The sequence below is a fragment of the Protofrankia sp. Cr2 genome, from assembly GCF_963555885.1.
Taxonomy (GTDB): domain Bacteria; phylum Actinomycetota; class Actinomycetes; order Frankiales; family Frankiaceae; genus Protofrankia.
This window is the reverse complement of record NZ_CAUVXG010000007.1, coordinates 71,647-91,147: the sequence shown is the minus strand read 5'-3', so window position 1 is coordinate 91,147 and position 19,501 is coordinate 71,647. Positions and strand designations below refer to the sequence as shown.

13 protein-coding genes and 1 tRNA gene are annotated in these 19,501 nt (G+C 64.7%); 2 read left to right on the top strand and 12 right to left on the bottom strand.

All coding sequences use genetic code 11. The features are described from left to right. Positions 1–77 precede the first annotated feature (77 nt). A tRNA-Glu gene (locus U9978_RS06020) sits at positions 78–153 on the top strand. A 554-nt stretch (positions 154–707) separates the two neighbouring features. On the opposite strand, the gene U9978_RS06015 is transcribed toward U9978_RS06020, so the two are convergent. From U9978_RS06015 to U9978_RS05990, 6 genes are all read right to left on the bottom strand, one after another. Then, complete coding sequence (locus U9978_RS06015) at positions 708–1,121, bottom strand: PIN domain-containing protein (RefSeq protein WP_322760048.1); 414 nt, start codon at positions 1,119–1,121, stop codon at positions 708–710. Continuing rightward, a complete protein-coding gene (locus U9978_RS06010) occupies positions 1,118–1,354 on the bottom strand; it encodes an AbrB/MazE/SpoVT family DNA-binding domain-containing protein (protein ID WP_322760047.1) in 237 nt (78 codons plus the stop codon). The genes U9978_RS06015 and U9978_RS06010 overlap by 4 nt, the downstream gene beginning before the upstream one ends. A gap of 754 nt (positions 1,355–2,108) precedes the next feature. Next, complete coding sequence (locus U9978_RS06005; protein ID WP_322760046.1) at positions 2,109–2,447, bottom strand: MOSC domain-containing protein; 339 nt, start codon at positions 2,445–2,447, stop codon at positions 2,109–2,111. A gap of 131 nt (positions 2,448–2,578) precedes the next feature. Further along, a complete protein-coding gene (locus U9978_RS06000) occupies positions 2,579–4,156 on the bottom strand; it encodes an AAA family ATPase (RefSeq protein WP_416210866.1) in 1,578 nt (525 codons plus the stop codon). Between the two features lie 197 nt (positions 4,157–4,353). Next, positions 4,354–4,629 (bottom strand): type II toxin-antitoxin system RelE/ParE family toxin, encoded by a 276-nt coding sequence (locus U9978_RS05995; protein WP_322760044.1) that lies wholly within the window; start codon positions 4,627–4,629, stop codon positions 4,354–4,356. Next, positions 4,626–4,901: a type II toxin-antitoxin system Phd/YefM family antitoxin gene (locus tag U9978_RS05990; RefSeq protein ID WP_322760043.1), complete on the bottom strand. Its 276-nt coding sequence runs from the start codon at positions 4,899–4,901 to the stop codon at positions 4,626–4,628. The genes U9978_RS05995 and U9978_RS05990 overlap by 4 nt, the downstream gene beginning before the upstream one ends. A 163-nt stretch (positions 4,902–5,064) precedes the next feature. Here U9978_RS05990 and U9978_RS05985 point away from each other — a divergent pair, with 163 nt between their 5' ends. After that, positions 5,065–5,787, top strand: a complete 723-nt coding sequence (locus U9978_RS05985) for a very short patch repair endonuclease (protein WP_322760042.1) — start codon at positions 5,065–5,067, stop codon at positions 5,785–5,787. On the opposite strand, the gene U9978_RS05980 is transcribed toward U9978_RS05985, so the two are convergent. The 6 genes from U9978_RS05980 to U9978_RS05955 all read right to left on the bottom strand — a co-directional run bounded on the left by U9978_RS05980 (position 5,700) and on the right by U9978_RS05955 (position 19,342). Next, positions 5,700–7,595, bottom strand: coding sequence for a DNA cytosine methyltransferase (locus U9978_RS05980; protein ID WP_322760041.1), 1,896 nt, complete (start codon positions 7,593–7,595; stop codon positions 5,700–5,702). The genes U9978_RS05985 and U9978_RS05980 overlap by 88 nt on opposite strands. Positions 7,596–7,734: 139 nt before the next feature. Continuing rightward, positions 7,735–9,498, bottom strand: coding sequence for an AIPR family protein (locus tag U9978_RS05975; protein WP_322760040.1), 1,764 nt, complete (start codon positions 9,496–9,498; stop codon positions 7,735–7,737). Continuing rightward, the gene (locus tag U9978_RS05970; RefSeq protein WP_322760039.1) at positions 9,491–12,739 is read right to left on the bottom strand and encodes a sigma-70 family RNA polymerase sigma factor; all 3,249 of its coding nucleotides are present in this window, start codon (positions 12,737–12,739) and stop codon (positions 9,491–9,493) included. Before U9978_RS05970 ends, U9978_RS05975 begins: the two co-directional genes overlap by 8 nt. A 74-nt stretch (positions 12,740–12,813) precedes the next feature. Beyond that, a complete protein-coding gene (gene drmB / locus U9978_RS05965; protein ID WP_322760038.1) occupies positions 12,814–14,622 on the bottom strand; it encodes a DrmB family protein in 1,809 nt (602 codons plus the stop codon). Continuing rightward, positions 14,619–17,759, bottom strand: a complete 3,141-nt coding sequence (locus tag U9978_RS05960) for a helicase-related protein (protein WP_322760037.1) — start codon at positions 17,757–17,759, stop codon at positions 14,619–14,621. The genes drmB and U9978_RS05960 overlap by 4 nt, the downstream gene beginning before the upstream one ends. Further along, entirely contained in the window at positions 17,756–19,342 is a 1,587-nt protein-coding gene (locus tag U9978_RS05955) for a nuclease-related domain-containing DEAD/DEAH box helicase (RefSeq protein ID WP_322760036.1), read from the bottom strand. Before U9978_RS05955 ends, U9978_RS05960 begins: the two co-directional genes overlap by 4 nt. Positions 19,343–19,501: the final 159 nt, after the last annotated feature.

Genomic DNA, 19,501 nt, shown 5'->3' with positions numbered 1-19,501 from the left:
ATCACCTCTATGCTTGCAGCGGTCCCAACGGTAGACGTTCTGGGTAAGTTGTAGATCAAGCCTGGTCGTCGTCGCCCGCCCCCATCGTCTAGCGGCCTAGGACATCGCCCTTTCAAGGCGGTAGCACGGGTTCGAATCCCGTTGGGGGCACCACATCAAGATCATGGTTGAGGGCTCCCTAGCCTGGGCGAACCGGTCAAAGTGCCGTCGCCGCTCTCTCAGCGCGGCCGTGCCCGGCCATCACCGACCTCCGGCGGCTGATCGTGCCGAACACGTGCCCAAGTTCCCGGCGTTACAGGTTTTGTGGGCGACTCGACGCCTCCGACGCCCAGATTCGGGACTGACCGTTCGGGACCAGCGGCGTAGCGGGGGATCCCAGCCGGGTCTTGGAGCCCCTGGGTATGACGGCCGTCGGCCGTAGGTGGAAACTGTCGTCCCCGTGACCGAAATGACCTACCGCCCGTGTCCTCGGCGGCCGGCCGTAGGTGGAAAGTGGTGCTCCGGTGACCGCAGCGACCTACCGCCGGTGTCCTCGGCGGCCGGCCGTAGGTGGAAAGTGCCGCTCCGGTGACCGCAATGACCTACCGCCGGTGTCCTCGGCGGCCGGATGGGCGCTACTGGGCGGTACCCGATTTGCCGGACACACGGTGGCGCACTCGGCGCGACGCCGCGCCCCCTATTGCCGGTCGCTCTAAGCCGGTTTCCGGTCAGATGACGACCAGCTCGATCTGGACGTGGAGGATCGCATATGTCGACGCTGCCCGCTGGTCGCGGGTGGCCAGCGGCAGGTTGGCGATGCGGGCGGCGAGAGCGACAAGAGCGTCGTATACGGCGCCGCCCGCGACGCCGACCGAAGCGAGGACGGAGGGGATGGATGCAGCGGTACCCGGATCGAGGAGTGCCGGCTCGCCGAAGTTGGCCTTGATGAGCGTGACGGCATCGGCGGGGGTCACTCGCGCATCGCCGGGGAGCCTCGTGAGCACCGAATACGTTTCGGCCAGCGAGTGTCCGGTCAGCGTGGGAACCCGGGTGCCGACGTGGTGTCGGACCGCAGCATGGGCGACGTGAGACCGCAGGAGATAGGCGACGGCGACGCTCGTGTCGAGCGCGAGGTCGGTCACCGGCGCCCGGAGTCGATCAAGGCGAACACGGTCTCATCGGTCACGACGGTGTCCGAATCGGCTACCAGGGAGCCGTCGACCTCTCGGAGCCGCGCCGTCCGTCCGGCGGGTACGAGTTGCAGACCGGCACCGTAGAGGCTCACATCGACGGACGCACCGGGCACGAGGCCCAGAGCGTCACGTAGTGGCTTGGGGATGACGATGCGTCCCACCGAATCGACGGTCGCTTCCATAGGGAAAACGGTACCAGTCAGTTCCCAGGTGATCCTCGGCGTACCAGAAAATTGGTCGCCGCGGGTTCGCTTGCTTGACCGCCTCAGGCTCCCAGGAATCGGTTGCGAGCGGCCTGCGCTCACCGGCTGTGGAGCACTGCCGGCCGGGTGACGGGGACGACAGTGAGGAGGCCGTCCAGTCCCGTGAAGTCGTCGGGGTCCACCCACCTACGCAAGATCATTATGTTCGTGTCCAGTAGCCCGTGGGAGTGGTCGCCGACCATACGGGTCGTCCGGTTCCTGATCGGCCGTGGCGTTCTGGTCGGCTCGGAAGGTACCCAGGCAGATGTCGGGGGCGCTGCGCGACATCGCCATGTACCGCTATGTGCCGCCATATACCACTCTCAGTCCGAGATCAACTATGGGATGTCACGCTAGGCCGCAGGGGCACCAACCGGAAGCCGTCCTCGACGGCCGGACATCCGGACATGACGTCGCCGGCCGCACCTACTACATTCGGTAACGGCCCTCTTTGGGGGCGGATGGTATTTTTCTGTTACTTCATGCTCTACAGTCCGCCGTGGGACGCGCAGCTTGGCCTGTGGACCGAAATGGCCGTGCGGCCGGGCCTCAACAAGCGGCAGATCGACGAGGTCCAGGTGTCCAACCTGGCTGCGAACCGGCGCAGCGCCTCGTCGGCCAGGGTGTACCAGTCGGCGGTCGACGGGGCGACAGCCGGATCGACGACGAGTGGGGTGTCCAGGGCGGGGGAGCGTCAGGTGTGGTCGCGGGCGCGGGCCCAGTCATACCAGGACGACGGCAGGCTGGGTGCTCGCAGGACGGCGCCGGCCAGCTGCGCGTCATGGGAGTGGTAGGCCGTTGCCACCAGGCCCACGGTGACAGCCTGGTCGGGGCTGGACAGCACGTGAAGGCGGTCGCCGGCCGCCAACTCGCCCTCTTGGAGAACCCGCACGTATGCCCCGGGTCTGCCGGCGGCGGCGAAGCGGCGCGGGAGGCTGCGGTCACCGAACCTGACGGCAAGTTTGTAGCAGGGCACGCGTGGCTGAGTGACCGCCAGCACGGGTCCCGGCCGGTACGGGCCGCCGTCGGTCACCGATAGGAGATTACGGCCACGACCGGCGTTGCCGCGCGTACGTTCACCGCTGTTAGAGCGCCCGGCAATTGTTTCGTGGGCACAGGACGCCCTTGTCGATCAGGAAAACCCAGGCCATCGCCGGGCCGGGGTCAGGCGCGCAGCAGCGTGATCGTGCGACCGCTGGGGCTGGCGACCTCGGTGATGGTGGTGCGTTCGGCGATCGGGGCGGCGTCGGGTCGGCGGTCGAAGACGACCAGGGTGCCGCGGTCGAGGCCGAGGCGGTCGAGGTAGCCGTCGAGTTGGGTCAGCCCGCGTCCCAGCGGGTCTGGTTCCCCAGCTCGCCGGACTTTGAGCTCGAGCGCCTCGCGTTGCCAGGCGCGCTTGCCGTCGGCTGTCGTCCAGGGCCAGCGGACGAGGATATCGATACGCCCCCGACCGACCCCGTACTCCCTCTCGACGTAGCCCCCGCCATTGACGACCCGCTGAAGAAATCCCATGAGGACGAGCTGGGGAGCCGCCTCGTGGTAGTGCTGGGTGCTGGTGAGGATCTCGCCGTGCTCGCACCAGAACTCGGCGAACTCCCGCAGCAGCCGGGGGAAATCGAGCCGTCCGTCCGGGAGCACGAACGTCCGGGGGTCGGCGAGCACGTTCACTTCGACGCCGGTGGTCAGGACACGGGCGATGACCTCGCGGTAGATCGGGTTCGCGACCTGGACCGGGTTGCGAGGGGTGACCAACCCGAGGTCGCGGACGTAGGTCAGGTCGTCGTCGTAGGGATCGAGCGCGAGCAGGTTCCCGGCGAGGACGGGTTCGAGGATGCGCCGGACCCGGGGCTCGGCGAGTTTCGCGGCCAGCGAGTCCAGGTGAGTGGCGCGAGCCAGGATCAACCGCTCCTTGGCCTGGTCCACATGGTCGACAGTGATCGGTTCGCAGACTGGCACCCCGATCTCCTCGACGATTTCGAGGGCCAGCGCGTTCACCAGCCAGGGCTGCCCGGCGGTCAGCTCGATCGCCCGAGCGGTCGCGTCCGGGGTGAACTCCTGCCCTGTCTCGGCGGTATGCTGGGCGTAGAGTTCGCGGACCTCCTCGGGCAGGAAGTCACCAAGCCGCAAAGACTTGATCGTGACGTTGAACGGGCTGGCGGTACCCAGCCGGGACGGGTCGCCCCCCGAGGCGGTTTTGTAGTCGCGGACGTCGCGCAGCCCGCACAGCACCACCGACGCCGGGAACCGCCGCGGACGTTGGTTGAACCCGGCCCGGAGCTGACGCAGCACACTGACCAGGCTCTGCCCGCGCAACGCGTCGATCTCGTCGAAGAACAACACCAACGGCCGAGGACACACCAGTGCCCAGGCCGCGAGCGACTCCTTGAGGAGGTTGGCGTCCACCGTGTCCGGCCACGGCGGCGGGCGCAGTTCCGGCGGCAGGGCGATCTCGGCTTGGCTCCGGACCTCCTGCAGGATGCTGCGCTGGGCCGTGCCGTAGTCGTCACCTACTGCCTCGCCGAGCTCGCACGAGAAATGCAGCGCCGCGTACCGACCGCCGGCTGCCAGCTCCTGCGCCAGCGCGCGCAGCGCCGTCGTCTTCCCGGTCTGGCGGGGAGCATGGACCACGAAGTAGCCCATCCGCTCCACCAGCCCAGGCCCTTCCGGGAGCCGCCGAAGCGCCGGAATCATGTAGTCGTACGTGGGGCGACACGGCCCCGCCGTGTTGAACCGGCGCGCCACCACGCTCACCACCCTCCACGACCTCGGGCCGAGGATCGTCGTCGGTCACTCTACGGACCGCCGCCGAGCCGACCGTCAACCCGCGACGCCCACGCCCACGCCCCACCTCGACGAGCCTCACGCTCGGGCTCTCCTGATGATCCGAGTCGTGTCGTGGGTGGCGGCGTGTGATTCGACGTCCGGGGCGGGGTTCAAGGTCAGCGATAGACGTCTCGGCGGTGACCAACAGCGACATCCAGAACGACCAGGACGACCAGGACGATCAGTCCTTTGTCCTGGATGTCGTACACGATCCGGTAGTCGCCGGTGCGTACGCGCCATTCGCCCGCACCGCCCACAAGCTGTCGAGCGGCCGGTGGACGGGGATCCTCGGCGAGGAGATCAATGACAGCCTGCACCCGGCGTCGGGCCGTGGGGCCGAGCCTGCGTAACTGGCGGAGCGCATGCGGTGCGACACTGACCGTGTATCTCATGTCAGGCCGAGTTCGGCTTTGACCTCATCCCAGGGGATGGGCGTCTGCCCGGTCGTCATCATCTGCTCGCGCGCTCGTTCGGCTTCGCGTATGTCGGCCATGTCTTCGGCCAGCGCGAGGATGCGATCCAGGTCATCGGCATCGATGATCGCCGCGACTCGCCGGCCGCGACGGGCGAGGTAGACCGGCTTGTGGTCGGCGCGGACCTGATCGATGATCGCGGCAAGCTGCTCTCGAGCCTCCGACACGCTCAGCTCGGGCGATGTGGCCATGTTTTCAACGTACAACAGAAGATCGTTACGTACAAGTAGGGCGCCAAACGTACAGCCGCCTCGGCTGGCGGTCGCAAGCCCAACGCAACGACCGCAGCCATAAGAACGGCCACCGCCTGGACGGGCGGTACCGCATAGCCGGTCGGGCATCGGCAACCGAACCATGACCGAGAGTCGCCAAGACTGGCGGTCGAAAACCCGATGCAACAACCGCAGCTGGCTCTACGCTCGGAGCGGGCTCCATCTCCGTCGTATGTGGGAGGATGGACGACGATCCCGAGATAACACCGACGGTTTCTGTGGGATCACAGTCGATCCACAAAGATCCACAGTCACGTTGACGACGCGAGGTGGAAACGGAGACGAGGTGATGAGTGACACCCGCTACGACGGATCGAGACGCCAGACCTGGGTCTCGACGTCGGCTGGCTCGCATCTGTCACATCGGCGGTCCCGAGACACCACACCGGAACTGCGGCTGCGACGTGAGGTGCACCGGCTCGGCCTGCGATTCCGTGTGCACAAGCGCGTCACTCCGCGCTGCACGCCTGACTTCGTACTACCCCGTTGGCGACTGGCAGTTTTTGTCGACGGCTGTTTCTGGCACGGCTGTCCCGAACACGGAATGAAATGCTTCGAGGGGCCGAACGCCCAGCTCTGGAAGGAAAAGTTCAAAGCGAATCTTGAGCGCGACCGTCGCAATAACGCAAGCCTGGTCGAGACGGGTTGGCGTGTCATGCGCATCTGGGAATGCGACATACGCCGCAATGTCGAGAGCGCCGCTCGTCTGGTACGCGATCACGCCTGTACAGAATCGACCGACAGGGCGTCTTCGAACGGAAGCATCCCGGCTCCCTCGTCGATTCCGTCCTGTGAGGAGCGGTAGGCGCACCACTCGCGTAGCGGACAAGCCGAACAGTTCGGGCTGTCCGCAGGACCGCAGATAGTCAGTCCAAGGTGCCTGATTGCCGTCATGCGCAGGGGCGCATCTGGCGCCGCTCCGACCAGACAAGCGAGGTCGATCCGCCCTTCCGTGCGCATATTGGTGTGCAAGGATCCAGTGCCGCGAAAACGGGACGCGACACGGATCGTCGGCGTCGTGGCAAGGAGCACATCGGCGCCGGTGAACAACGAGAAGAGCGCGGCCTCCGCCGGCTTCATGCCGACCATCGCGGGGACGTTTCCAACACTGGGTGCGTCGACCAGCGGGTCCAGTCTGCGCAGCGCGCGTCGGCCACCTTCCGTTCCGATGGAACAGATGGCATCATCGAGCATCGAGCGGTCTAGGCAAGTTGCTTCCTGCACCAGGTCCATGACCGAAGCCGTCCGATCCGGCTTGGCGCGAGCGGTCGACAGAACCGCAGCGACAGCGGCGGGAACCTCCCCCATACCAGGCCGCAGGGACCACGGCAGGGTAGCCGCCCACCGGTCGAGGGCGGAGTGAACAACCGACCAGTCCGAGTCTTCCGTATTCCCCTTCTCGGCGACAAAATCTGGCCGGAGCGCATTCGCGGCGGCCTCACCCGCGAAAGGCGGCACCGCGTTGCCAATCTGACGGAATGCGTCGCTGCGGTGGCCGGCAAAGCGGAAGCGGTCGGGGAAGGTCTGAACACGGGCGGCCTCTCGCACGGTCAGGGTGCGGGCCTCGACCGGATGGATGTACCAGTAACCGTCCTTGGCAATATGCGCCGTGATCGTGCGGCTCAACTGTCCGTAGTCGAGTCGCTTGTATTTATCATCGAAAGTATGCGTGCTGTAACGACGGAGGTGCTCGGGTACAGCCGTGTACAGCATGTCCGAGGTCATGTACTCGAATATCTCCCGGTCGTCCTCGCGGACTGGCCGAGTCATGTGATCATGTATAGTACCCTCGGGCGCGCCGTGCCGCATCGCGGTCACGAAGTTGCCGGGAGAGCCTGAGGAAACGTATGTCATCTCCCGAGCACCGGTTCCGCCGGAAAGCGGCGGGAGGTCCTGGATCGCATCACCCAGATTCACGGAAGAGTACTTCTTCAACTGATTGAACGGAAATCCGTCGCATCGCGCCTGAACGAGCAGGCGGCGCCGATGCTGTGGCACGCCGTGGTCCCAGGTGTTGATAATACTGATTTGAGTAGCGTAGCCGGCAGCCTCGAACTTTTCCACAATCGCGCGGACGGTCCGAAAGTCGTCACTGAAAGCCATGTCAGGAACGTTTTCCATCAGTACCGCTCTGGGCTTGAGCGCAAGGGTGATATCGACAAATGCGGACCAAAGGAATCGCCGCGGATCGTCGCTTGCGCGCGTCCCGTTGTCGACAAGACTACGAATCTTGCTGGCGCCTGCTCTGCTGAACGGCTGACACGGCGGTCCACCGGCAACCAGATCGATCGCCACGTCGGAAAGCACTGTAAGGAGTTTTTCACGCTCGGATTGCTTGCTGAGATCGAGAAGCAGGGCCTGGCCAGGAAAATTGTGAGCGTGCGTCTCGACCGACGACGGATCGTTGTCGACAGCGGCGGCAACAGCCCAGCCGGCTGACTCGAGCCCGAGGCTCAGGCCTCCCGCACCACTGAACAGATCGACAGCCAGCGGCCTGCCGGCGGCTATCTCTGCGTGGCACCATTCGACAAAGCCGTCCGCTGTCGGAGCATCGGGATGTCGTGACAGACGCAAACGGTCACTGCGTTGCAGCTTCACGCCATATGTCGCCACGCCAACCCTCCCTTCTGTTCTCGACCCACCTTTGCCTGCGTATCAAACCATACCTCGGTGCGGGACGTACCTGAACCATGTCAATCGCAATGCCGTCACTTGTGAAGCACACCACCTGGGTGCGACAACTTTGCGGTGATCAAGAGCGAAGTGCCGCGAACACACTCGGCAGCGGAGTCCAGCGCACGCGCCGGCGAACGTCCTCCCAACAGGCTTCCTTCTTGCACCACTCGGTGATGTTCGCCGCGGCAGGAGGGCTCACCAGCGCCTCACGAACCCGCTCGGCCAGTGCGTCCAGCTCGGCCAGCAATACGGAAGGCAGGTCCTGGGTACGCCAGACCGTCTCCGGATCAAAGGCGTCGCCCAGCGAACCGGCAATGATCGCTACGGTGTACGCGGTGGTCTGCGAGTAGTAGCCACCGGAGCGTCGCGAACGAACAACACGATCGACGTCGTTGAAGAGCAGGGCTTTCCCGACGAGCCGTCTGAAGTACGTTGGCTGAGGCCGTTCCCGGTTGATTGTCTCGTTCTGCACGGTCCACTGCTGAAAACATTTCTGCTCCCCCAGACAGACGATGCTCGGTCTGCTCTGGAACGCGAACTCGAACTTCGCGACGTCCGTCTTCGTGAATCGCTGCCGCCGCGGGTTCTCCCGGTCGAACACCTTCCGCCGGGCCACCGTTCCGACGTTGGAGCGGTCTACCTCGTACTGGCCGCGAACACGCTCGTAGTACCAGCGAGTCTGAACCGTCGATCCCGGTGGAGCGGGAGCCCAGGTACTCCGCGACAGGCTCTCGAGCCCGATGTGGAAGGAGCTACTGCCCTCGAAGTCGGCCAGGTTCACGGCGTTCTGGGAGTTGGCGTATCGTGAGATCGACGGTACGAGGCTGTCGAGTTGTTCCAGTGCGACAACGGTGATCTTCGCCGGCACATGAATGTTCGCCAGATCAGCGCCCTTGCCGGCTGCATAGTGCAGCGATGCCGTAGTCTGACCGCCGTTGACGATCTGGAGGTCCCGTATACGACGGATGATCGGCTGTCCCTCCGGTCCTGGAACAATATCGACTCCGGTCGCCGTTGCCGATATTCCGTTGTTGTAGGCGAGAAAGTTTCCTGGCTGGTTCCTGATGGTCTCGAAGATACTCTTGTTGATCTTTCCGCGCACCTGAAGAAAGGCCCGCACGTTCCGCTGTAAAAGGCGACCGTGGAACTCTTCGTAGAGCTGCGCCAGCAGGATACCTGGTATTACTGCGAGGACACAGCGGTAGGCGCCTGCCTGCGTCTGGGACTTCACGCACGGAACCAGATGGCCACGCTGCACGAGATCGATGACGATCTGCTCCTGCTCACGGCCCGAGAGAGCGAGCCGTCCGAGCCGGACGACGTCCCATACATCCACGATAGCGGGTAGCCCGGCCGCCTCACCGCTGAGCGTGGAGGTCAGTCCCACTACGCCATCCGTGACGACGGCTATCCGTACCCGTTCCAGTTCCGGCCAGCTGGCGTGAATTCGTTCGGCCATGTCGAACGCGGGGCTCGACCTCTCGAGCTGTGTGTGCAGCCCTCGCCGAACGAACTCGGCGAATGCCGACGCTCGTCGGACAGCGCGGTCGACCCGGTCACGCCGCACAGTCTGACCAGCCACGCCGTACTCGGCCACGACGAGGTTCAGCGAGGTTCCATCGTTGGCGATGTCGTATCCGTTGACCTCGGCCTGACGGTTCCCGAACGCGGTCTTGAGGAAGCAGACCGAGATGTCGTCTAGAGTGCCGTCGCCCGTCAGGTACTCGGTCGCGACCGCGACGAACGCGTCCCGCCGCATGAGTCCGGGGGTGTCAGAGGTGCGTTCGGTGACCTGGCGTTCGATCTCTGCTTCGTAGTCGGACGCAGTTCGCTCAGTCATCGCTGCCTCTCCCAGTCACGGCGCGCGAGTCTCGCCGGTGCCGGAACACCTCCGTAGATCGCTGTCGGGCAACCATAGCGAGATCGATGAGCCGGGCGCGCAGCGCATCCGGCGGCCGCGCGATGCCAGTAGCTTCCTTCCACCAGGATGAATGCTCTGTCGGGTCGATCTCGATCAGCACCCGGGCCAAGGCCGTCTCCTCGGCATCGCCGAGGCCGGAAAGCCCCAACCAGCTCCCGGTCACGATCAGATGTCCCGCGCACCGGACGTAGAATCCCTGGCTCCGCCGCATCTCTGCGAGGCCTCCAAGATCGTCGTTCTCCTTTCCGGAAAGGCGGTCGGGGTGCGGGATCACGTACGGGGTGACCTCCACGCTCTGGCCGTCGTGGCGGACGCACTCGGTGCCGAGATCCTGAGTGGCGGGGTTTCCAGTCGCGAACGGATCCCTTGCGGCGACCTTCTCGTCCGCAATCTCGATCGTGAGATTTCCCGTCGCAATCATCGCGCCGTAGACCAGACCGATCCTCGCGCGCCACGTACCTATCGCCGCGACTACAGGGAGCGGGGCGTCGATGCCAAGCCATGTCTGGCGAAGCCCACGTATCTCGATGGTTGCCTGAGTGGCGGCGGGGCGCGATGGGCGCTCCGCCGCCCTGAGGACGTCCTCATCCGTCAGACGAAGCCACCAGTGCCCGGTCATCCGCGCGAATGTCAGCGAGAGGCAGGTCGAGCGCCCTGAAGCGTCGCGCGTGGTGACTGCCATCTGGTCGGCGATGCTGAGGATCAGACTCGTCAGCCTCATCGCGCCCGGAAGATTCCGTGGCGAAAGTGCGTCGGCCATCAGAACCGCCGTGCGGATATCCGACTCGGGAGACATCGCACTGTCGACTCGCAGGGCGATCCACGGGGCAGGCGTTGTCAGGTCGAAGCCGATGCTGATATAAGTCCCACCGGCACTGACCGCGTACTCGACACCTTCGTAGACAAGGTCCTCGAGCGTCGCAGGCCGATGATCTCGCCGCAGCGCGGCCGGGAGCTCGATTCCCTGAGCGACGGTCCGCCATGGTCGAGCCTCGGCCGCTTGTCCCTGCGGCGGAAGAACGGCGCCGGCCGTCCTGTACCCGGAGGCCGCGGGACGAGATCGGTTCGGGCCGGTCCCGGAGGGCGTCGCCGCGGCCGGCCGTCGACTACGGGCCCGAACCTGTGTCTCAGGCGAGGTAAGGAGATTCCTGAAGTTCTGCTTGGCCTTCACTTCGATCTGTCTGACGCGCTCCCGAGTCACGCCCAGCTCCCCGCCTACCATCTCCAGGGTCCACGGCGTGTCGTCTTCGAAGCCGTTCCTCAGCCGGAGGATGCGCGCTTCCCGCGGGTTCATCCGGTCGAGCGCACGCGCGACAAGTTCGGCGCCAGCTTGACGGTCGACGACGACCGCGGGGTCGGAGCCGACGTCCGCGACTCCGTCAAGAACCTCCCCGAGCGTGGCGTCCTCGTTTTCACCGACTGGCCGGTCGAGCGAGACGATTCCGCGTGCGAGCCTTAGCGCCTCCACGACCTGCGCCGACGTCAGTTCAGTTCGACGGCCTACTTCCGCTAGGTCGATGACGGTTCCGGCGACGGAAACGGTCGCATATGCCGATTGGACCCCGCGGATCCTCTCGCACATGTGTACCGGAAGCCGGATCAGCCTGGAATCATTGTCGATGGTCCGACCGATGGACTGACGGATCCATTGACTCGCGTACGTCGAGAACTTGTGCCCGAGCGACGCGTTGAACTTCTCGATCGCTCGCACCAGACCGAACACACCACCCTGCGTGAGATCCTCCACATCCAGGCCGGATACGGTGTAAGTTCGTGCGATCGAGCGCACCAGACGGATGTTGTGGAGCAACAGGAGGTCAAACGCGACCGCCCGTTGATCGCTGTTCTGGAGCGTGGCCCGGTATCCGGGGGGAAGCTCGTCGCTCAGGGATGTGCCGTCAGCGCGCATGACCACCGCCAGACCGACTTCCTCGTCCGCCGTGAGCACCCGCCGCCGCGCGCGCCGGCGATGGTGCTCTCCGTCGACCAGCCGGAGCCCGGCATGGACTTGGCGAGCCCAGCGCTCCCTTCCTGCCGGGTTCACTGGCGCGATCGTCGTGAAGCCGACCGAATCGTTGGTTTCGCCCCGATACCCGTCGGGTGAGGGCTTCTCGGGAGGAGCCAGGACAGTCGACGATCCTCGCAGGTCGTCAACGAGGTCCATCGGTAGTGCATCGACGAACGAGGGTTCTCCGCTGCCGGAGTACGCAAGCACAAGCTCGGTGCGTGCGCGCGCTGACAGGACGTGCAGATTCATTCGGCTCGACAGGGCGAACCTTGGATCGTGCATCTCCTGCAGCTCGGCCAGGACGACGGCATCGAACTCGACAGCCGTCCCGCTCTGCCAGGTCAGGATCGTTGTCCCGGGTTTCCCGAACTCGAGTGAGTTCGCGAGCGAGGACCGTGAGCTCTCGTAGCAACGTGTCCTGTTCAGGGTCCGCCCGGACAGGGCGACCTCGAGCTGCCTCACCAGATCCGCTGCCCGAACCAGAATACCGATCGACTGTCGGGGTCGAACACGCTCGAAGTCGACAAGCCAGTCGACCAGGTCCGCGAACGTCGGCGTTGACAGCAGGGCCGGCTGCGGGCCTGTCCGTTCCGACAGGACGCATTTCCCGGAGCGGGAGCCCGAGTAGAAGTGGTTCGAGAACGCGGCTATGGGTCGTGTGGTTCGTGTGTTTCTTCTGAGGACTGCTGGCTCCGTCGCGCCCAGCGCGGATCGGATCTCCGGTGCCGTGGAGCCGTCCTCCCTGATCGGATAGTTCTCGTCCGCGAACACCGTCGCCGGGATGTCAAGCATTCGGAGTAGGGAATAGAATGCGGCCGGATATCGCTCACCCTCCAGTACGATCGGCCGCCGCGTCCATGATCTGTGTGGCCTTTCGCGTAGGACGTGGTCTACACAGGAATCCAGATCGAAGCGCCATTTTTCCTGTTCTGGCGGGATTCGGCCGTAGAGTTTCTTCCACAGCGACGACAGGAATTCGTGAAAAGTAACCACCGCGTCGCGACCCAGATGTGGCGCAATGGATGCGAGATAGTGCTTGAGTACATTTCCAGAAACAATGATTGTGGTGTCTGTATGGGTGGCGTCGTGGTCTGCTGCGCACTGCGCGGCAGCACGTGCCTTGTCGGACCCGGGCGGACCCAGAATAATCACGGATTTCGACCATGATCTGGAGTCTTGTGGTTCGGCAGGGCGATGGGATGCGGCGGTGCCGCGGTCATGCGCCGTCACCAGGATCCGCCGCCGGGCGCGGCCCCCTCCACTGCCACGACCTCGCGGAAGAACCCGTACTCGTCGTTAACCAGCAGGTCTCTGTCGAGCAGTCTGTTGCTCTTCTCACAGCTGGTCTCCGGGACAAGGGCGCAGGCGTGGCAGGCGGCGAGCGACAGACCTCGCGGGCCCTGGCCCGAGGCACTGCGACACACCGGGTCGAAGGAGCACCAGGATGCGGAGAGGATCGCGGCAGTGAGCAGCGGCACCAGCCGTTCTGCCTGCCCGAGTCGGACGAGGCCACCAAGAGTTCCCTCGGTGTCGCCGGCCGCCGTGTACAGCAGGACTCCGGCCATGGGCAGGGGACTGCTCTGACCAGCGACATACAGGCGTTCCCGCAGCGACGATGTCGAGTAACCAGCATCGAACGCCGTCTGCCGAAGCAGGAGATGTGCGAGCGTGTGCAGCAGCAGAAACCTCGGTGTGGGCGTCGGAAGCCATCTCAGTTCGGCGGCTCGCGCTCGTTCGGCGAGCCGCTCAGCCCGCTGCCGAACGCGAGGAAGCGCTTCCCACGTGCGGACGGCGTCCTCGTCGAAACGGAGGAAGACCCCTTCTCCGAAAACTTCCACGGCGGGCAGGAACGCCGGACGAGGTGCCAGGTTCGCCTTCACTGCCTTCTTGGCCGTGTTCCTGGTGAAACCGTCCAACACCCGTACTTCGCGCAGGCGATCGACCAGTGTCACCGCTGAGATCCGTCGGGCGAGCGGCGCGCCGGCCGGATGAGGTGTCCCGTTCTGTGACGGACCTGGAAAGGAAGTCGCGCGAGCGACAAAGCGGTCTCGCGGGTCGGACTCACCCGGGGGTGCACACAGCACTGTCCACTCGTCCAGCCGGAGGTCGTCAACGGACCGGGAGCCTGCCGGGGCCACTCGATGCCCTCCGACCTCGGTAAGGGCGGACTCCACCTGGTCACGGGTGAAGGAATACTGGTCGACGAGGAGACCGATCACCGACTCACGTAGCCGAGAGTCCGGCTCCTCGACCAGGGCCTGGAAGTACTTGTTGATGGCCAGAACGACGGCAGGACGATTCAGTTCCCGCCAGTCGGAATGGGGTGGGATGTCGAGCGCTGACACGACGTTCGGAAAGTAGACGTTCGACGCGCCTCGTTGCAGAACCCGCAGGCTTTCGTCGCAGGCCTGCATGTTCTCGCTCGACTGCCACGGCTGGCGACCGCGGCACCTGCATCCGATCCTGCGGAGGGCGTCCTTCTGCGTGATGTCCTCAAGCGAGCGTCGGGCGCGGCAGTCCCTGCAGACGACGGACAGCGACTCAAGGCCGCTGCCCTGGTGTGCTTCGCTCTCGAACCTGAGCTCTCCGTGTCCGCACTGCTTCTGGTTCCGCGTTTCGCTGGCCGAGTGTGCCCACCGGTCCCACGGGACGTCCTCAAGATGGCCGTTACCGCATGCCGCGACGAATCGCATCGGTACCAGCTTGGGTGTTCCCCCACACGAGGTGCATCTCGGTACGGGCATCGTCCGTTCGTCGGAGATAAGCCAGTTCTTCATACGCCGGCAGCGGTGGCAGAAGAGCCACCGGGGGAACCGGTAGTACGGCAGCGTGCCCTTCTTCGCTTCGCCCGGTGTCCGTAGATCCACGACGTTCAGTGCGCTTGTGAGCCCAGGCGGGGGCGAGATGGACTCGGTGTACCCGACGTGCCATCGGCTCGCGTCCTCCGCGACGAAGGACTCGCCCTCCAGGTCGATGATGGCGCCGACGCCGAACGGGCTGACGATCTGGGCCCGTCGTACCTTGCGCGAGCTCACCGCGGCTCTCCTCGCACCGAGATCGAGACCTCGACGTCGACGCTTCGCATCGAGTCGAGTGTTGGCCATCCAAGGGTCCGGTCCCCGAAGCGACGGAGAAGGCCAGGACGTTCCCTGTAGCTGCGGTACCGCAGGCCGACGTCCTCAGCAGCGCTCGCGCGCGCAGTCCACTCGTCCAGCAGCCTGTTCAGATGATCACGCACGGCGTCAGCCTCTTCCGGATCGGCGCGTCGTGCCCGCTCGATCAGTGCTTCGACCAGAGTCACGAACCCGGGATCGTCGGCCGCGAAGGAGGCAGCGTCGTCGTCGGCACCCCAGTGGCGCGCGAGGCGCGCGAGAACGACGAGGTCCGCGTGCAGAGCACGGGCGCGCGCGGGCACCGAGAACGGGGTGACCGACGTCGGCTCGACCGCCCGGTAGAGCATCGAGTGGTAGGAGACGAACGACTCGTAGTGGGAGCGATCCCGCGGCTTGGACGGCGAGTAGAGCGTCAACACGACGCCAGGTCGATCGTCGCTTCTCCCCACGCGGCTGCTCGCCTGGATGTACTCCGCTGTCGTCTTGGGCTGGCCGAGGACGAGCATGATGCCGAGCCTGTCAATGTCGACGCCCACCGACATCATGTTGGTGCTGGCTGCCAGCGAGATCGCGTCGGGCGCGTCCCACGGGCGGCCGAGCCGTTCCAGCACCCGTTCTATCTGGGCAGGAGTGACATTGCTGGTGAGCTCCACGATGTTGTCGTCACCGAGGTCCCGGCGGCGGTCTTCCACCTCAGCTATGATCTTCAATCTCGCCTCGACGTCGTCGCGTGCCAGAGTGATCGTTTTCCCGAGTTCCCGCAGGCTGTTGTGGTATGCGACGAGGGTCCAGAACGCGTCCTTCCCCAGCAGGGAGAGATCGACATCGAGCGGAGCCTGCAGCAGCGCGGCCGCGACGTGTACGAGGGCGGTCAACGGCGTGTGCCCCTGTGGCATGAAGCCCGCGTAGATCCGGCCCGGTGCGGAGTAGTCGGTACGGACGAAGTAGGAGTCCGACGTGTCGAGCCCCGAAGGGGGGAAGAGTGCGACCTCCCGACCGAAGACGCCGCGTGTCTGTTCGGTGGAGTGCCGGATCGTCGCGGTCGACGCCACGATCTTCGGCCGGCACCTGTTGTGCGCGAGCAAGACGTCGAACGCGGCCTCGTAGAGGCCGACTACGGTGCCCAGTGGACCGGAGATCAGGTGGAACTCGTCCTGAATGATCAATGAGGGTCCGGGGGTCTCACCTGAACCGAAGAAGACTCCGATCCGTTCGTTCCAAGCGGCTTGGGCGAACTTGTCGACCGTCCCGATCAGGAGCGTCGGGGGACGCACGTAAAGATCGTCGTCGACCGACGAGACCGGGAGGCCACTCCGGTGAAAAGAGCAGTTCGAATTCAGGCAGTTGACTCGGAAGGAGGAATTGTCGACGTAGTACCCCCAGGTCTCCTCGTCCTTGTCGTCTCCCGCCTCGATCCGCGTTCCGCACCAGGGGCATCGCGCGATCTGGAAGCTCTTCGTGGTTTGGACTCCCGCCCGCAGATCGGCTGCCAGTTCTCTTGCCTGAGTGAAGGAGTTCGGGCTGTTGTTCCCTCCGGTCCAGATCCCGATGCTGATCGGAATCGACCCGAGATCTTCACGGAATCGTCGCCGCAGCATCTCGCACGCGCAGATCAGCGTGGAGGCACGCTGGAACTGTTGCGCGGTGAGAAGCCGCAGCGTGTACCGGGTTATCACCGTCGTCCCGGCACCCTCGTCGCCTAACTGAAGTCTGCGATGGAAGATAGCGAACGCTGCGAGGGCGAGATAGGCCTCGGTCTTTCCGCCACCGGTCGGGAACCAGATCAGGTCCACCACGTCCGTATCCGCAGTCCTGGTCGCAGTTCCCTCCAGGCTGAGCAGAAGGAAGGCGAGCTGGAAGGGCCTCCAGCGATGTCGACGGCCCTGGTAGTCGTTCGGCATCACGCGTGCGGAACCCACCGGGTGGGACCCGCCCGCCAGATCGACCGAACGGCTGTGCACCATCTGCATCAGCATCGCCTCGTTCGCGAGCGCGAACGCACGACGAACAAACGGATCGGCGTCGATGGCCTGTACGCCGCGCCGCATCCGGCGACATGTCTTGTCGATCTTTCCCAGGAGTCGCTGCCTGGCGTTCTCCAGGTGCTGCGGGACCGGGCCACCGTTCGAACGCAACTCGGAGGCCCACAGCTCGTAGGACTCGACGAAACCATTGAGAGCGGCGACAACCAGGACAGGCTGGTCCACCACATTCAGGAGGAAGTCGAGGCCCAGGACGTCGCTGTCCCCAGCGACGTCGAAGCGTACTCCTGGCACTTTTTTGACCGGCAGGAAGGACGTCTCGAGGAACGGTGGATGCGGACTACCCTCGGTCCACATGACGGACACGCCGTGCCCGATGCCGTAGGTCGGTATGTTGCGGAACAGGATGTCGAGTTCCGCTTCCTCCTCGTCGACGTAGATGCGCGGGCGGCTCGGGTAGGCGACTATCTCGGTGCCAACGGGACTGCATCGCATGTACGCCTGGAAAAGACAGTCAGGTGTTCGTACCCTCGCCAGCCCCGTCACCTCTCGCCGGTTGACGAGGGTCACCGTGACGATGACGTGCTCGTCCCGCTCGTACCAGCGCACATTCAACGTCGCCGAGCCGCCGAAGACGGCAGTCTGGTCGGAATCGTTGCCAGCTTCAGGACGTGACACGCGCACCTTCTCGTGCTGCTGGGCCCTCTGCCAACGCTTGCCAGCCCCGTCGGTGTCCTCGTACTTCGCCGCGCTCACCTCGACGTCGACGGCTGAGGTGGACCCAGGCGTCATGAAGCTCATGCCCATGGAGCTCGGCTTGACCTGACTGGCCAGGGCGATGGGATCGTCGTCCCGCTCTTCACCGATGTTGCCCGGCACCTCGTCGACGATCTCGTGGGGATCGACGTCCGACTCATCGCCGTCGTTTCTGATCGGAAAGAGGATGCCACTCGTGTACCGGAACTGCGGGACCTCGGACAGCACTTCGCGCTCGCCTCCGACGGGCCCGATGAGCTGTGTCCGGAGGTAGTCGAGAAGCGTGGACCGGTCACCGGCGGGGACGGCTGGACTCTTCAACGTTCGCTCCCAGCGGGAATCGACTCCGTGGTGGCGGGAGTCACCGTGATGATCCAAAGACTGACACGGGCCCGGGTCATGCCGACGTACAGGTTGCTCGCTCCTGCGGGGCGACCAGCCCCTTCTGGCATCTCAAGAAGGACGAAGGGACTCTCCAGTCCCTTGAAGTCGCTGATCCTTGCGAACAGCATCCGGCCCGGCGGAGCCGCGCGCAGCCGTTCGAGATCGAGTACATCGACTCGATTGAGCCATCGGCGTGGGATGCGCCCGAAGACCGAGCTGTCGATGTCCGACGGGGACAACAGGACGATCTCGTGCGGTGAGATGCCTTCGGTCGCCAGACGATCAAGACGGTCGGCCACCAGCGAGGGGGCTCGCACCTCATCGGAGCGCGCCAGTTCAACCTCTGGCCCCTTCCCCGCCGTGGTCACACCGATGTCGGCACCCGTACGATCTCGGGTCGCATTGATGATCTCGTTGGTGTTACGGCAGTTGTCCATTAACGTAAAGTCAGCCGGACGGTACCCGCGAAGGCGCGACATAGCCGCTTCGTCGTAGGTCCCGACAAGACCACGCTGGTTGTTGGAGTCGAGGAACATCGCCCATCGACCGTCGCTCAGGCCGCCGATGAGAATCCTGTCCAGTCTGTCGAGATCCCGGAAGCTGATCAGATCCTGCGCCTCGTCAACCACCACGACATCGAAGGCGTTATCTTCGTCGGGAATCCGTGCTGACGACCTCGCCACCGCTTCGATCTCCGTAAGCTGGTTCCGGACAAAACCGGCGAGTATCTCGCTTCGGCAGGTGAAGAGGACTCGTTGGCCTGCCGCCGCGTGGCGACGACACATCTCCAGCGCGAGCATCGTCTTACCGGTTCCAGCTCCGCCTTCGTATATGATCCGGTTGTTGCGAGTGCTGGCATCCAGGGCGCGGTACTGTCTTTCTGTCAACGCGACGAACTCCTGTTCCGCCGTCCTGGTGACCTGCCGCAGCGTCGGCACGCGGTCGAATTCGGGCCGAAGGGCCGTGAGGTAACGGTCGACATCGTCCGTCGAAAGACCATCGCGACGGCCTGGTTTTGCCTGCCAGTAGGTGGAGACATCCGCGAACGCGGCACCAAGATCTTCGATCCGATCGCTGTCGATGATCGTCTGGGGAGCCCATTCGACGCTGTCGACGTCAAAAGTGCAGTTCGGAAGGACAACTGCCCAGCCAAACACGGTCCGCCGCACAAGCGAGTTGTCAACCTTCGCTTTGAGGAGCCGTTCGAGTGCGAACATCGCGGTTTGGGCCTGACGGAAGGGACTCTCGTTCAGTCTGTGGGAGCGCCCCCGGAGGTCGACCGTCTCCCAGGCCCCACGGTGCTGGGCAACAGCCCCGCCTTTGACCTCGAGTACCAGGATTCCCGACGGGCCGACCAGGAGAAAGTCGATCTCGGCGACGCGCTTCCGCGCGTGTTCGGGCAGGCTGAGGCTGTGCAGCGCGACACTCCACCGCCCATCTTCAATCGAACGAATCCGATTGAAGATTTCCCGCTCTGCCCGACTGGGAGTGTGTGATGGTTCGTCTGGGATCATCCTCATAGCGCTATTATTGCTCTGGCATGGTGGAGGTCTGCTGGGGAGGCCAGCAACGACCGAGGTTTCGTGGGCGCGTTGACGATTCGGTGCGCACGCAGGCGTGGAGGGGAAGTCCCGTTCGCGATCATGACCGAACAGCAGGATGCTGCCTACCGTCGAGAC